This window comes from Synechococcus sp. CCAP 1479/9, assembly GCF_019038535.1.
Taxonomy (GTDB): domain Bacteria; phylum Cyanobacteriota; class Cyanobacteriia; order PCC-6307; family Cyanobiaceae; genus Cyanobium.
This window is the reverse complement of record NZ_JAFKRK010000001.1, coordinates 67,693-80,768: the sequence shown is the minus strand read 5'-3', so window position 1 is coordinate 80,768 and position 13,076 is coordinate 67,693. Positions and strand designations below refer to the sequence as shown.

The following is a 13,076-nucleotide window of genomic DNA, read 5'->3' as shown; positions in this document are numbered from 1 at the left end:
CGGCACCCTTCTGGGTCAGGATGGGAAACGAATGCGTCCACCTTCCGCGGATCCCGCCTTGAGTTCGGCCACCCCTTCAGCGCCCGCCTCGGCCCCTTCCCTCCTCACCACCCGATCCGAGGAGATCTTCGCCGCCGCCCAGACACTCATGCCCGGGGGCGTCAGTTCCCCCGTGCGGGCCTTCAAGTCGGTGGGCGGCCAGCCGATCGTCTTCGACCGCGTCAAGGGGGCCTACGCCTGGGACGTCGACGGCAACCGCTACATCGACTACGTCGGCAGCTGGGGGCCCGCCATCTGCGGCCACAGCCATCCGGAGGTGATCGCCGCCCTCCACCAGGCCCTGGAGAAGGGCACCAGCTTCGGCGCCCCCTGCGTGCTCGAGAACGAGCTGGCCGAACTGGTCATCGCCGCCGTGCCGTCGGTGGAGATGGTGCGCTTCGTGAACTCCGGCACCGAGGCCTGCATGGCGGTGCTGCGGCTGATGCGCGCCTTCACCGGCCGGGAGAAGGTGATCAAGTTCGAGGGCTGCTACCACGGCCACGCCGACATGTTCCTGGTCAAGGCGGGCTCCGGGGTGGCCACCCTGGGCCTGCCCGACTCCCCGGGTGTGCCTCGCGCCGTCACCGCCGGCACCCTCACCGCCCCCTACAACTGCCTGGAGTCGGTCAAGCAGCTGTTCGCCAACAACCCCGGTGAGATCGCCGGGGTGATCCTGGAGCCGGTGGTGGGCAATGCGGGCTTCATCACCCCCGAGCCCGGCTTCCTTGAGGGCCTGCGCGAACTCACCAAGGAGAACGGCGCCCTGCTGGTGTTCGACGAAGTCATGACCGGCTTCCGCATCAGCTACGGCGGCGCCCAGGCCCGCTTCGGCGTCACCCCGGACCTCACCACCATGGGCAAGGTGATCGGCGGCGGCCTGCCGGTGGGCGCCTACGGCGGCCGGGCCGACATCATGGCGATGGTGGCCCCCGCCGGCCCCATGTACCAGGCGGGCACCCTGAGCGGCAATCCCCTGGCCATGACCGCCGGCATCAAGACCCTGCAGCTGCTGAGCCAGCCCGGCACCTACGAGCGGCTGGAGACGATCACCAAACGGCTCATCGACGGCATCCGCGCCGCCGCCGCCGAGGCGGGCATCCCCTTCTGCGGCGGCAGCATCAGCGCCATGTTCGGCTTCTTCCTCTGCGAGGGGCCGGTGCACAACTTCGAGCAGGCCAAGGCCGCCGACACGGTCCGCTTCGGCCGCCTGCACCGGGGCATGCTTGAGCGCGGCGTCTACCTGGCTCCGAGCGCCTTCGAGGCCGGCTTCACCTCCCTGGCCCACAGCGACGCCGACATCGACGCCACCATCGACGCCTTCCGCGACGTCTTCCTGTCACTGGCGTGAGCGTCGGTCGTCTCCTGAGGGTCGGCACCGGGCTGCTGACCCTGACCCTGCTGGCAAGCTGCGCCGCTGACCCCGGCAGCAAGCCCGTCGACGTGTCCGGCGGCGTGCCGGTGGGGGCGGTGCTCGCCCTGACGGGCAACGCCAACGTCTACGGCCAGGACCAGAAGATCGGCCTGGAGCTGGCGCTCCAGCACCGCAACGGCGCCGGCGGCATCAACGGCACCCCCCTGAAGCTGGCGCTGGAGGACAGCGGCAGCGACGAACCGGGGGCCAACGCGGCCTTCACCCTGCAGATCAACCGGGGCGTGCTGGCCCTGATCGGCCCCACCCTCTCCCAGCAGGCCTTCTCCGCCGACCCGATCGCCCAGCGCCGCGGCGTGCCGGTGGTGGCCCCCTCCAACACCGCCACCGGCATCCCGGAGATCGGCTTCTTCATCAGCCGGGTCTCGGCCCAGAGCTCGGTGATCGCCCCCCTGGCCATCGAACGGGCCCTGAAGATCCAGCCGGGCCTGAAGCGGGCGGCGGTCTTCTACGCCCAGGACGACGCCTACAGCACCGCCGAGACCACCATCTTCCAGAAGGCCCTCAAGGAGAAGGGCCTCGATCCGGTGACGGTGCAGCGCACCCAGCTCAACGACCAGGACTTCCAGAACCAGATCAGCGCCGCCCTGCGGGAGAAGCCCGACCTGATCGTGCTGTCGCTCCAGGCGGTGGACGGCGGCAACCTGATCCGCCAGCTGCGGGAGCTGGGTTACAAGGGCCTGATCGTGGCCGGCAACGGCATGAACACCCCCAACATCTATCCGATCTGCCAGAAGTACTGCGACGGTCTGCTGATCGCCCAGGCCTACAGCCCCGAGCTGGACACCCCCGCCAACACGGCCTTCCTCAAGGCCTTCCAGGCGGCCAAGGGCGGCGCCATCCCGCCCCAGCTCACGGCCCAGGCCTACACGGCCCTGCAGGTGATCGGCGACGCCCTGGTGCGGCTGGACAAACGCCAGCCCCTGAAAGGGGCCACCCTGGGCAACGCGCGCAAGGCGCTGATGGAGGAGATCCTGGCCGGCACCTACGCCACCCCCCTGGGGGAGATCCGCTTCACCCCGGAGGGTGAGGTGATCCAGAGCCAGTTCTTCGTGGCCCAGGTGCGCATGGATCCGGGCGGGCGCAGCGGTCGCTTCGCCCTGCTGAAGTGATCGCCGGGTGGACCTGCTCCAGATCCTGGTCAACGGTCTGTCGGTGGGGGCGGTCTACGGGCTGTTCGCCCTCGGCTACACCCTGGTGTTCTCGGTCCTGGGGGTGATCAATTTCGCCCATGGGGCGGTGTTCACCCTGGGGGCCTACTTCACCTACCTGCTGATCGGCGGCGCGGTGGGGGCCAACGGTCTGCTGGCCGGCTTCCAGCTGCCCTTCGCCCTGCCCTTCTGGGGCGCCCTGCCCCTGGCGGGGCTGGGGGCGGCCCTGGTGGCCCTGCTGGTGGAGCGGGTGGCCTTCCGCCCCCTGCGCCGCCGCCGGGCCGATCCCCTGCTGGCCCTGATCACCAGCCTGGGGGCCGGCGTGATCCTGGTGAACCTGATCCAGTTGCTGGTGGGGGCGGAGAGCTACGCCATCCCCACCGGCGCCCTCGGCGGCCTGCCGGCCTCCTTCCCCCTGCTGGGGGCCCGGGTGCGCACGGTCCAGGCCCTGCTGCTGGGGATCGCCGTGCTGCTGCTGGCCCTGCTCACTCTCTGGCTGGAGGGCAGCCGCAACGGCAAGGGGCTGCAGGCGGTGGCCGAGGACGCCGAAACCGCCCAGCTCCTCGGCATCGACAGCGCGGCCATGGTGCGCCTGGCCTTCGGGCTCAGCGGCTTCCTGGCCGGGGTGGCCGGCGGCCTGGTGGGGCTGAGCGTCAGCATCGCCGGGCCCTACTTCGGCATCGGCTACGGCCTCAAGGGGCTGGCGGTGCTGGTGCTGGGGGGGCTGGGCAGCGTGCCGGGGGCGGTGCTGGGCGGGCTGATCGTCGGGCTGGCGGAGGCGTTCGTCCCAGCCGACTGGTCGGGCTACAAGGATGCGGTCAGCTACGGCTTCCTGTTCCTGGTGCTGCTGCTGCGGCCCCGGGGGCTGCTGGGCCGGCCGCTGCCCACCAAGGTGTGAGGGCCATGGACGCCGCCCTGCTCGAACAGATGCTCCTCGGCGCCCTGCTGGCCCTTTCGGTCTACCTGCCGCTGCGCTGCGGCCAGCTGTCCCTGGCCACCCCGGGCTTCTATGCGGTGGGGGGCTACGTGGCCGCCCTGCTCTCCACCGGCGTCCCCGCCTTCGCCGGCAGCGGCGCCACCTCACCGTTGCCGGCCCTGCTGGCGGAGATGGTCCTGGGCGGGGCCCTGGCGGGGCTGATCGCCCTGGCGATCGGCGGGCCGGTGCTGCGGCTGCGGGGGATCTACCTGGCCATCGCCACCATCGCCCTGGTGGAGATCCTGCGGGTGCTCAACCTCAACCTGCCCTTCACCGGCGGGGCCATGGGGATCTTCGGCATCCCCCAGCCCTTCGCCCACGCCGAGGGCTACGTGCTGTTCACCCTGGCGCTGCTGGCCCTGGCCTGCTGGCTGTGCCAGCGGCTGGAGGCCCTGCGGCTGGGGCGGGCGATGGCCGCCATCCGCGACGACGAACTGGCGGCCGCCTGCGTCGGCATCGACACCCCCCGCACCAAGCTGACCGCCTTCGTGGCCAGCGCCGTGCTCGCCGGCGTCACCGGCGCCCTGGCGGCCCATTTCTTCAACTCCTGGAACGCCCGGGCCGGCAGCTTCGACGCCAGCATCACCACCCTGGCCTTCGTGGTGTTCGGCGGTTCCCGCCTTTGGCCGGGGCCGGTGCTGGGGGGGCTGGTGCTCACCGCTCTGCCGGAGTTGCTGCGGCCGGTGGGGGACCTGCGCCTGATCCTGTTCGGGGCGGTGATCCTGCTGGGTCCGCTGTTCTTTCCCCAGGGACTGGTGACGGCGGAGCGGCTGCACTGGCTGGCCGCCCGGCTGGGACGAGGGCGCCACCGGGGCCGCCAGGCTCCCCAGGCCCCATGAGCCGAAGCCCCGACAGCACCGGCCCCGTTCCCCTGCTGCAGGTGGAGGCGGTCAGCTGCCGCTTCGGCGGCCTGCTGGCCCTCGATCAGGTGAGCCTGGCGCTGGAGGAGGGGGAGATCTTCGGCCTGATCGGCCCCAACGGCGCCGGCAAGACCACCCTGTTCAACGTGATCTCCGGCCTCACCCCCCCCAGCGGCGGCCGCTGCCTGTGGCGGGGGGCCCCCACCACGGGCCTGGGGGCCAGCGGCCTCAACCGCCTCGACATCGCCCGCACCTTCCAGAACCTGCGCCTGTTCGAGAGCCTGTCGGTGCGGGAAAACGTGCTGGTGGGCCTGCACCACGCCGCCCGCGCCCCCCTGCTGGGGTCCCTGCTGGGCAGCGGGGCCTTCCGCCGGCAACAGGGGCAGCTGCAGGAGCGGGCGATGGAGCTGCTGACCCTGCTGGAGCTGGAGGCCCTGGCGGAGCAGCGGGCCGGGGACCTGCCCTACGGCGACCGCCGCCGGCTGGAGATCGCCCGGGCCCTGGCGACGGCACCGCGGCTGCTGCTGCTGGATGAACCCGCCGCCGGCATGAACCCGGCCGAAAAGGACGACCTGCGTCGGCTGATCGGCACGATCCGCCAACACTTCACCCTGACGGTGCTGATCATCGAGCACCACGTGCCGCTGATGATGCAGCTCTGCGACCGGCTGGCGGTGCTCAACTTCGGCAGGCGCATCGCCCTAGGCAGCCCCGCCGAAGTGCGCACCGATCCACGGGTGATCGAGGCCTACTTGGGCAGTTCGGGTGGCAGTTCGGGCGGCAGTTCGGGTGGCGCCGGCGGAGACGGCCGATGAGCGCACCGCTGCTGGAGCTGCGTTGCCTCACCGTGCGCTACGGCGCCCTCACCGCCCTGCGGGGCCTCGATCTGCAGGTGAAGGAAGGGGAGCTGGTGGCCCTGCTGGGGGCCAACGGCGCCGGCAAGAGCACCACCCTGCGGGCCATCTCCCGGCTGGTGGGCGCCGCCGCCGGCCAGGTGCTGTGGCGCGGCGCCGACCTGGCGGGGGTGAGCACCCACCGCACGGTGCGGCTCGGCATCGGCCACTGCCCGGAGGGCCGCCGGGTGCTGGCCCGCCAGACCGTGGCCACCAACCTGGAGCTGGGGGCCTGGCTGCGCCGCGACCGGGCCGGCATCGCCGCCGACCTGGAGCGCTGCTACGGCCTGTTCCCCCGCCTGGCGGAACGGCGCCGCCAGCTGGCCGGCAACCTCTCGGGCGGCGAGCAGCAGATGCTGGCGATCGCCCGGGCCCTGATGGGCCGGCCCAGCCTGCTGCTGCTGGATGAGCCGAGCCTGGGCCTGGCACCGAAGCTGGTGGCCGAGGTGATGGCCGCCCTGGCGGCGCTGCACAGCGAAGGGCTTTCGATGCTGCTGGTGGAGCAGAACGCCACCGCCGCCCTGGAGATCGCCGACCGCGGCGTGGTGCTGGAGGGCGGCGCCATCGGCCTCGAGGGCAGCGCCGACGCCCTGCTGGCCGACGCCGGGCTGCGGGCCTCCTACCTGGGGAGCGGCTGACGATGCTGCAGGTGCCGCTGCTGGAGCCCCTGCTGGTGCCGCTCCTGCTGGTCGGGCTGGTTGCCGTTGCCCTGGCCCTGGTGCGGGTGGTCGGGCGCCCCTGGCTGGAGCGCACCATCCTCGAGACGGACACCCCCTCCGGCAAGGCCTTCGACGCCGTGCTGATGCTGGCGATCGCCCTCAGCGTGCTGGCGGTGGTGCTGGAGAGTGACTCGCTGCTGCGGCAGCGCTGGGCCGCCGCCTTCCTGGGGCTGGAGTGGGCCTTCACCCTGCTGTTCAGCCTCGAGTACCTGCTGCGGCTGCTGCTGGTGGCCGAGCCGCGCCGCTACGCCACCAGCTTCTTCGGGCTGGTGGACCTGCTGGCGATCCTGCCCACCTACCTGGGGCTGCTGATCGGCGGCGGCCAGCTGTTCCTGGTGGTGCGGGTGCTGCGGCTGCTGCGGGTGTTCCGGGTGCTGAAGCTGGGGGCCTACCTGCAGGAGGCCGAACTCCTCTGGAGCGCCCTGATCGCCGCCCGCCGCAAGATCACCGTGTTCCTGCTGGCGATGGTGACGCTGGTGATCCTGATCGGCGCCTTCATGTACGTGATCGAGGCCGGCAACGACGGCTTCCGCAGCATCCCGGTGGCCATCTACTGGGCCTGCGTCACCATCACCACGGTGGGCTACGGCGACGTGGCGCCGGTGACGCCGCTGGGGCGCTTCATGGCCTCGGTGGTGATGCTGATCGGCTACAGCATCATCGCCGTGCCCACCGGCATCCTCAGCGCCGAGATCGGCCTGTCGGTGCTGCGGCCGCCGCAGGAGGACCAGACCAGCCCGGTGGTGTGTGGGGCCTGCCTCAAGGGCGGACATGACCCGGATGCCCGCCACTGCAAGTTCTGCGGCGCCGAACTCTGAGCGATGGCGTCTTGATGCCGCCTTGATTCAACAGTGCTGGTGCCAGGCCATTGTTATGGTGCGATGTCGTGGTAATAGCCTCATTCCGTTGCCGTCCATCCGTCCACCACAGCACACGCCAGCGGAAGGGCTGGCGTGAGCGATCATCCTTTCGCGCTATGGCTGAAACGCCTGGGACGATCCCGGAACCAAGGCCGATCAAGCCAGCGCCCTGAGCCTCAGCCGCGCCGGAACGACCGCAAGGCCCGGCCCCTTCACAAAGGGAGGCCCCAAAGCCCGGGGACACCGAGGTGGCGGCTCGCCGTGCTCAGCGCCTCCGGCGTGATCCTTGCCGGCACCATCGGACTGCTTGTCAAGCTTGCCTTCCCAACCGAAGGCTCCCCCGAGCAGGCCCTAAAGGCCCGGCGGCTGGAGCAACAGCAGGAATGCGAGCATCTTGTGAAGACCAAGCTGCTGTATCCAGCCAGCTACAAACTGGCCAGCCGGTTCTCGGAAACCAGGGATGACGGCGCCCAGCGCACCTTCGAATGGACCTTCACCAGCCGGAGCAAGGATGGAGCGACGGGCAGGGGCTTGGCCCGCTGCAAAGCCAGCAACCACCTGCACATGGCGACCATCGAAGTCCGGCAGGTCGAGTAGGCCGGGCAGCTCGACCGCATCGAACCGAACCCTGAGCGCGGTGGTCGGGGAGACTGCTGGAGCCCCCAGGGACTTCCGTCAGTGATGCCGACGCCGGAGCCAAGCCATCGCGCCGCCCTCAGGGCTGGGGGCTGGGCGGAGGTGGATGTGCGTCGCTATGGGCAGCTGTTGGAGTACCGCAGCCGCTGGGGTGCCGCCAACCTCAGCCGCGAGGAACGGCGATTTCTGCGCAACGCTGAAGCGGCCTTGGCCCAGATCCCGGCGTCGCCGGCCCCATCCAGCGCTCCCGGCCTGGGGGCCCTCCAGCCGGACTGCTTCGTGGCCCTGGATTTCGAGACGGCCGATCAGGGCCGGGACAGTGCCTGCTCGATCGCCCTCGTGCGGGTGGAGGGGCGCCAGATCGTGCGCCGCGAGCACCACCTGATCCGGCCGCCGCGCCGGACGTTCCTGTTCACCTCCATCCACGGGATCAGCTGGTCGCAGGTGACCGATGCGCCCAGCTTCGCCGAGCTCTGGCCCCAGCTGGCGGCCTGCCTGGATGGGGCGCAGTTCATCGCCGCCCACAACGCCAGCTTCGATGCCGGTGTGCTGCGGGCCTGCTGCGAGCAGGCGGGCCTGCGCCCCCCGGCCCAGCCCTTCGTCTGCACCGTGCAGGTGGCCCGGCAGGCCTGGAATCTGCGGCCCACCAAGCTGCCGGATGTGTGCCGGCATCTGGGGCTGCCGCTCCAGCACCACGATGCCCTCTCCGACGCCGAGGCCTGCGCCGGCATCGTGCTGGCGGCGGGTCAGGAGGTGACGGCCGGCTTGGCCCGCAGCCGCTGAGGCCGCCCCCTCAGGCTCCAGAGCAGGGCCAGCAGGAAGCCGAAGAACTGCACGATCACCACGCAGGGGCCCGACGGCAGGTTGGTGAGCCCCGAGCCAAGCAGGCCCAGCACGGCGCAGCCGCCGCCGATCACCGAAGAGAGCACCAGGTAGGTGCCGAAGCGCCGGCTCACCAGCCGGGAGGCGCAGGCGGGGATCACCACGAAGGCGCTGATCAGCAGCACCCCCACCGCCTTGATCGACACGGCCACCACCACGGCGAGCAGCAGGATGAAGGCGATCCGGTGCCACTGGCTGCCGACGCCGAAGGCCCCGGCCAGATCGGCATGCAGGGTGACCAGGACCTGGGCCCGCAGGCTCACCAGCAGGTAGGCCACCGCCGCCACCAGCAGCACGGCGATCAGGGCGAGGTCCAGCCAGGAGATGCCGAGGATGTCGCCGAACAGCAGTTGCTGGATCCCGCCTTTGTAGGTGGCGACCAGGCTGAGGGCCACCACCGCGAACGCAAGGGACGTGGAGTAGACGATGTTCAGCAGGGCATCGGTGGGCAGCTGGCTGCGCTGCACCAGCAGGTTCACCAGCAGGGCGAACAGCACCGCGAAGGGGATCAGCACCAGGGTGGGGTTGAGCCCCAGCAGGATGCCCAGGCTGATCCCCAGCAGGGCGGAATGGCCCAGGGCATCGCTGAAGAAGGACAGCTGGCGCAGCACCGCGAAGCTGCCCAGCAGGCCGCCCAGGGCCCCGGTGAGCAGCCCACCCACCAGGGCCCGCTGCATGAACGGCTGGCCGATCACGGCGCTGAACGGGGAGAACTCCGTCATCCGATCCGGGGGCGGCCCATGGGTGCCTGGCGCCGGGGATGGCTGGGGAGGTCGGCCGGGTCGTAGAGGCGCTCCAGCTGGGCCCGGGACAGGGCCAGTTCGGGATGGCCGCTGCAGCGCAGCTGGCGGTTGAGACACAGCACCTGGTCGCAGCTGCGCCGCACCATGTCCAGGTCGTGGGAGACCTGCAGCACGGTCCAGCCCTCACTGCGGCGCAGGTCGAACAGCAGGCTGTGGAACTGCTCGGTGGAGGGGGCGTCCAGGCCGGCCTGGGCCTCATCCAGCACCAGCAGGCGCCGCGGCCGCACAACGCAGAACGCCAGCAGCACCCGCTTCAGCTGCCCCCCCGACAGCTCGCTCAGCAGGCGCTCGGCCAGGGGACCGCAGCCCGTCTTGGCCAGGGCGGAATGCACGGCGGAGCGGCGCGCGCTGCCGCCGCTCCAGGGCAGACGCGGGCCGGGCGGATCCCAGCCGAAGCCGACGAACTCGGCCACGGTGAGGGGCAGGCGCCACTGGAGCGGCAGGGCCTGGGGCAGGAAGGCCAGCTGGGCGCGGACCTGGGCCGGCAGCTGGCCGGCGGGGCCCAGCCGGTGGCCGAGGATCCGCACCTCCCCGGCCTGGCGGGGGATCAGGCCCAGGATCGCCCCCACCAGGGAGCTCTTGCCGGCTCCGTTCGGCCCCACCAGGGCTGTATCGCTCTCGGCCGCGAGCTGGAAACTGACGTCGTCCACCGCCAGCACCCCATCGCGCAGCACCCGCAGGCCCTCGACCTCCAGCACGGCCATCAGCGGAAGGCGCTCACCAGGTCGGTGACATTGCGGCGCATCACTTCGGCGTAGGTGCCAGGGTTGCGGGAGGCCTCCTCGGTGCCGGTCTCCATCGGATCGAAGACGCTGATGCGGATTCCCAGATCCCCGGCCAGGGCGTTGAAGGAGCGATTGCCCTGCTGGGGTTCACTGAGCAGGGCCCGCAGCTGGGTGCGCTTCACCGTCTCCGCCACCCGGGCCAGATCCGCCGGCGAGGGGTTCTGCTCCGGCACATCCACCAGGTACGAGGCCTTGAGGCCGTAGCGGTCGGCGAAGTAGGGGGCGAAGTCGTGCAGGACCACGAAGGTCTTGCCCCGGAACGGCGCCAGCTGCTTCTCGAAGTCCGTGTTGAGCTGGCGCAGCTGGCCGCTGAAGGCGGCGGCGTTGCGGCGGTAGCCGTCAGCGCAGGCCGGATCGGCGGCGATCAGGCCGTCACGGATGTTGTCCACCTGCTGGGCGGCCCGCAGCGGATCAAGCCAGATGTGGGGATTGATCGGGCCGTGGTCGTGGCCGACGTGGCCGTGATCGTGGGCCTCGGCCTTGGCCTCACCGCTCGCCTCCGGGTTCTCCAGGGTGGCGATGCCGCTGCTGGAGTCGATCACCTTGAGATCGGGGTTCTCGGCCCCCTTGACCAGCTTGTCGAGGAAGGACTCCATCTCCAGACCGTTCTTGACCAGCACCTTGGCGTTCTTCAGGGCCGCCACATCCCCTGGCCTGGCCTGGAAATCGTGGGGGCCGCTGGCGGCGGGGATCAGGGCCGTCACCTCGGCGCAGTCGCCGGCCACGGCCCGGGTGAACAGGGTGATCGGCAGGAAGGTGGTCACCACCCGGGGGCGATCGGCCCGGCCGGCCTGGGCTTCCGGCGCCTGCACGGCGGGGCGGCAGCCCAGCAGCAGGGCGGACAGCCCCGCGGCCAGGGCCAGGACGGGACGACGGACGGGGGGCTGGGTCATGGGGCGAAACCTCCGGAACGGGGTGGGCGGGGCTGGGAGCGGGAAGGCTGGGGGCGGGAACGGACGGATGGGGGCAGGCTGACGGGCCAGAGCCACCACTGCCCCTGGTCGCCGCCGGCGACGAGGTGGCGGCCATCGGGTCGCCAGCTGAGGCAGGTGATCGCCTGGCCGTCGCCCTCGAGCAGCTGCTGCAGGCGACCGCGGCCATCCCAGAGCGCCACCGTGCCATCGCTGGAGGCGCTGGCCAGCAGGCTGCTGCCGGGGGCGAAGGCCACGGCGTTGACGCGGCCCTCGTGCAGCACCAGGGGCTCCGGCTTCCAGCCCTTGGCGCCGCGGTCCTGCTGGCTCCAGAGCACGGCGATGTCGGTGGAGGCCACGGCCAGCAAGGGGGCCAGGCGCCCCGGCTGATCGCACCAGGCCAGGGACCGCACCTTGCCGGGGAAGCCGCTGAACTGCCAGCCGCGGCCGGCGGCGCCGTCGGGCCAGAGCATCAGCGAGCCGTCGAGCTGGCCACTGGCCAGCAGGGTCCCCTGGTCGGACCAGCCCAGGGCCACGCCGGCCGAGCCGGTGGCGCAGCGCTGGGGCAGGTCGCCGGGATCGTCCGGCCGCCAGAGGAGCACCTCGCCGTGGCAGGCGGCCGCCAGCCGCTGGCCATCGCGGCTCCAGGCCAGGGACAGCACCGTGCGCTCCAGCTCCTGACTCTCCTCCCGCAGCGCGCGGGCTTCCCCGTCCCAGAGCCTCACCCGCCGGCCGGCCCCCAGCGCCAGCAGGGCGCCCTGGGGCCGCCAGGCGGCGGCATCCAGCCAGCCGGCCTGCAGCGGCACCGGATCGAAGGCCATCGGCCGCACCCCCGTGCCCCCCATCTCCCAGAGCAGCAACTCGCCGCCCTGGCCCGCCGCCATCAGAAACCGGCCGTCGGGACTGAAGCCGAGCACATCAAGGCTGCTGTCCCGCTCGCCGCGCAGCAGCTCCTCGCAACCCGCCCGGAAGTCGAGCAGCAGCAGCTCCCCGCCGGCCGTGGCCATCGCCAGGAATTCGCCATCGGCCGACCAGGCCTGGGCGGTGATGGCGTTGCCGCAGGTGCCACTGAGACGTTCCTGCACCAGGGCCTGGGGGGGCGCCATGGCCGGATCAGGCGACACAGGCCTCAAAACCGGCCCGCAGGGCGGGTTCATCGAGATCGCGGCCGATGATCACGAAATCGGTTCTGGGGGTTTCATCCGCCCGCCAGGGACGATCCCGGGCGCTGTCGATGAGCATGTGCACCGACTGGAAGACGTAGCGGTGGCTTTCGCCATCGATCTGGAGGATGCCCTTCATGCGGAACAGATCGGGACCCCGCTCGCTCACCAGCCCATCGACCCAGCGTTCCAGCTTCCCGTAACTCATCGGCCGCTCTTCGATGAAGGCCACCGAGCTGACGGCATCGTCGTGTTCGTGGTCATGGTCGGAGGCAAGGAACTCCGGATCGATCTCCTGGGCCCGCTCGAGCTCGAAGGCCCCCACGCCCAGGATCTGGTCCATGGCCGCATCGGCCCGGCAGGTGGGAATCACCCGGGCCAGGGGATTGATGGCCCGGGTGCGCTGGCGGATGGCCTCGAGCGCTTCAGCTTCCACCAGATCGGTCTTGTTGAGCAGCAGCACATCGGCGAAGGCCAGCTGTTCCTGCACCTCCTCGCTCTCCCAGTGCTGCTCCACATGCCGGAGGTCGACCAGTGTGACCACGGCGTCGAGCCGAAGCTGGTCCCGCAGGTCCTCATCAACGAAGAACGTCTGGATCACGGGGGCCGGATCGGCCAGGCCGGTGGTCTCGATCACCAGGTGATCGAAGCGGTCGCGGCGCTTCATCAGGTTGCCGATGATGCGGATCAGATCGCCGCGAACGGTGCAGCAGATGCAGCCGTTGTTCATCTCGAAGATCTCCTCATCGGCATCGATCACCAGCTGGTTGTCGATGCCCACCTCACCGAATTCGTTGACGATCACCGCCACCTTGAGACCGTGCTCGTGGGTGAGGATGCGGTTGAGCAGCGTCGTCTTGCCGGAGCCGAGATAGCCGGTGAGGACGGTGACGGGCAGACGATCCCGATCAGGGGCCGTGGAAGGGGCCGAGCGCATCGGAGCAGAACCCAAAGGGCCAGACATGGGAA

Annotated in this window: 14 protein-coding genes; 9 read left to right on the top strand and 5 right to left on the bottom strand. The window is 71.0% G+C overall.

Going from position 1 to position 13,076, the window contains the following annotated elements:
• Positions 1 to 31: 31 nt before the first annotated feature.
• From hemL to KUG38_RS00360, 9 genes are all read left to right on the top strand, one after another.
• The gene (hemL, locus tag KUG38_RS00400; RefSeq protein ID WP_190612086.1) at positions 32 to 1,387 is read left to right on the top strand and encodes a glutamate-1-semialdehyde 2,1-aminomutase; all 1,356 of its coding nucleotides are present in this window, start codon (positions 32 to 34) and stop codon (positions 1,385 to 1,387) included.
• Positions 1,384 to 2,580 (top strand): ABC transporter substrate-binding protein, encoded by a 1,197-nt coding sequence (locus tag KUG38_RS00395; protein ID WP_216918533.1) that lies wholly within the window; start codon positions 1,384 to 1,386, stop codon positions 2,578 to 2,580. Before hemL ends, KUG38_RS00395 begins: the two co-directional genes overlap by 4 nt.
• A 7-nt stretch (positions 2,581 to 2,587) precedes the next feature.
• Positions 2,588 to 3,517 carry a branched-chain amino acid ABC transporter permease gene (locus KUG38_RS00390; RefSeq protein WP_216918532.1) on the top strand — a complete coding sequence of 310 codons (930 nt, stop codon included), beginning with the start codon at positions 2,588 to 2,590 and terminating at the stop codon, positions 3,515 to 3,517.
• A 5-nt stretch (positions 3,518 to 3,522) separates the two neighbouring features.
• Positions 3,523 to 4,434: a branched-chain amino acid ABC transporter permease gene (locus tag KUG38_RS00385; RefSeq protein WP_216918531.1), complete on the top strand. Its 912-nt coding sequence runs from the start codon at positions 3,523 to 3,525 to the stop codon at positions 4,432 to 4,434.
• Positions 4,431 to 5,270: an ABC transporter ATP-binding protein gene (locus KUG38_RS00380; RefSeq protein ID WP_216918530.1), complete on the top strand. Its 840-nt coding sequence runs from the start codon at positions 4,431 to 4,433 to the stop codon at positions 5,268 to 5,270. The genes KUG38_RS00385 and KUG38_RS00380 overlap by 4 nt, the downstream gene beginning before the upstream one ends.
• Entirely contained in the window at positions 5,267 to 5,986 is a 720-nt protein-coding gene (locus tag KUG38_RS00375; protein WP_216918529.1) for an ABC transporter ATP-binding protein, read from the top strand. Before KUG38_RS00380 ends, KUG38_RS00375 begins: the two co-directional genes overlap by 4 nt.
• A 2-nt stretch (positions 5,987 to 5,988) precedes the next feature.
• Complete coding sequence (locus tag KUG38_RS00370) at positions 5,989 to 6,885, top strand: ion transporter (RefSeq protein ID WP_216918528.1); 897 nt, start codon at positions 5,989 to 5,991, stop codon at positions 6,883 to 6,885.
• Positions 6,886 to 7,188: 303 nt separating this feature from the next.
• Positions 7,189 to 7,524 (top strand): hypothetical protein, encoded by a 336-nt coding sequence (locus KUG38_RS00365; protein ID WP_216918527.1) that lies wholly within the window; start codon positions 7,189 to 7,191, stop codon positions 7,522 to 7,524.
• 84 nt (positions 7,525 to 7,608) lie between these two features.
• Positions 7,609 to 8,346 (top strand): 3'-5' exonuclease, encoded by a 738-nt coding sequence (locus tag KUG38_RS00360; RefSeq protein ID WP_286195453.1) that lies wholly within the window; start codon positions 7,609 to 7,611, stop codon positions 8,344 to 8,346.
• Here KUG38_RS00360 and KUG38_RS00355 read toward each other — a convergent pair.
• The 5 genes from KUG38_RS00355 to KUG38_RS00335 are packed head-to-tail and all read right to left on the bottom strand — an operon-like array spanning position 8,310 to position 13,044.
• Positions 8,310 to 9,167 (bottom strand): metal ABC transporter permease, encoded by an 858-nt coding sequence (locus KUG38_RS00355; protein ID WP_216918526.1) that lies wholly within the window; start codon positions 9,165 to 9,167, stop codon positions 8,310 to 8,312. The genes KUG38_RS00360 and KUG38_RS00355 overlap by 37 nt on opposite strands.
• Positions 9,164 to 9,952: a metal ABC transporter ATP-binding protein gene (locus KUG38_RS00350; RefSeq protein WP_216918525.1), complete on the bottom strand. Its 789-nt coding sequence runs from the start codon at positions 9,950 to 9,952 to the stop codon at positions 9,164 to 9,166. The genes KUG38_RS00355 and KUG38_RS00350 overlap by 4 nt, the downstream gene beginning before the upstream one ends.
• A complete protein-coding gene (locus KUG38_RS00345; protein ID WP_216918524.1) occupies positions 9,952 to 10,926 on the bottom strand; it encodes a metal ABC transporter solute-binding protein, Zn/Mn family in 975 nt (324 codons plus the stop codon). The genes KUG38_RS00350 and KUG38_RS00345 overlap by 1 nt, the downstream gene beginning before the upstream one ends.
• Complete coding sequence (locus KUG38_RS00340) at positions 10,923 to 12,050, bottom strand: WD40 repeat domain-containing protein (protein ID WP_216918523.1); 1,128 nt, start codon at positions 12,048 to 12,050, stop codon at positions 10,923 to 10,925. The genes KUG38_RS00345 and KUG38_RS00340 overlap by 4 nt, the downstream gene beginning before the upstream one ends.
• Before the next feature lie 7 nt (positions 12,051 to 12,057).
• Complete coding sequence (locus tag KUG38_RS00335; protein WP_216918522.1) at positions 12,058 to 13,044, bottom strand: CobW family GTP-binding protein; 987 nt, start codon at positions 13,042 to 13,044, stop codon at positions 12,058 to 12,060.
• Between the last annotated feature and the right edge of the window lie 32 nt (positions 13,045 to 13,076).

Bases quoted from the DNA above. Each gene is read 5' to 3' on its own strand.
- hemL (WP_190612086.1), top strand. From the start codon at position 32: ATGCGTCCACCTTCCGCGGATCCCGCCTTGAGTTCGGCCACCCCTTCA.
- KUG38_RS00385 (WP_216918531.1), top strand. From the start codon at position 3,523: ATGGACGCCGCCCTGCTCGAACAGATGCTCCTCGGCGCCCTGCTGGCC.
- KUG38_RS00380 (WP_216918530.1), top strand. From the start codon at position 4,431: ATGAGCCGAAGCCCCGACAGCACCGGCCCCGTTCCCCTGCTGCAGGTG.
- KUG38_RS00375 (WP_216918529.1), top strand. From the start codon at position 5,267: ATGAGCGCACCGCTGCTGGAGCTGCGTTGCCTCACCGTGCGCTACGGC.
- KUG38_RS00370 (WP_216918528.1), top strand. From the start codon at position 5,989: ATGCTGCAGGTGCCGCTGCTGGAGCCCCTGCTGGTGCCGCTCCTGCTG.
- KUG38_RS00360 (WP_286195453.1), top strand. From the start codon at position 7,609: ATGCCGACGCCGGAGCCAAGCCATCGCGCCGCCCTCAGGGCTGGGGGC.
- KUG38_RS00355 (WP_216918526.1), bottom strand. From the start codon at position 9,167: ATGACGGAGTTCTCCCCGTTCAGCGCCGTGATCGGCCAGCCGTTCATG.
- KUG38_RS00350 (WP_216918525.1), bottom strand. From the start codon at position 9,952: ATGGCCGTGCTGGAGGTCGAGGGCCTGCGGGTGCTGCGCGATGGGGTG.
- KUG38_RS00345 (WP_216918524.1), bottom strand. From the start codon at position 10,926: ATGACCCAGCCCCCCGTCCGTCGTCCCGTCCTGGCCCTGGCCGCGGGG.
- KUG38_RS00340 (WP_216918523.1), bottom strand. From the start codon at position 12,050: ATGGCGCCCCCCCAGGCCCTGGTGCAGGAACGTCTCAGTGGCACCTGC.
- KUG38_RS00335 (WP_216918522.1), bottom strand. From the start codon at position 13,044: ATGCGCTCGGCCCCTTCCACGGCCCCTGATCGGGATCGTCTGCCCGTC.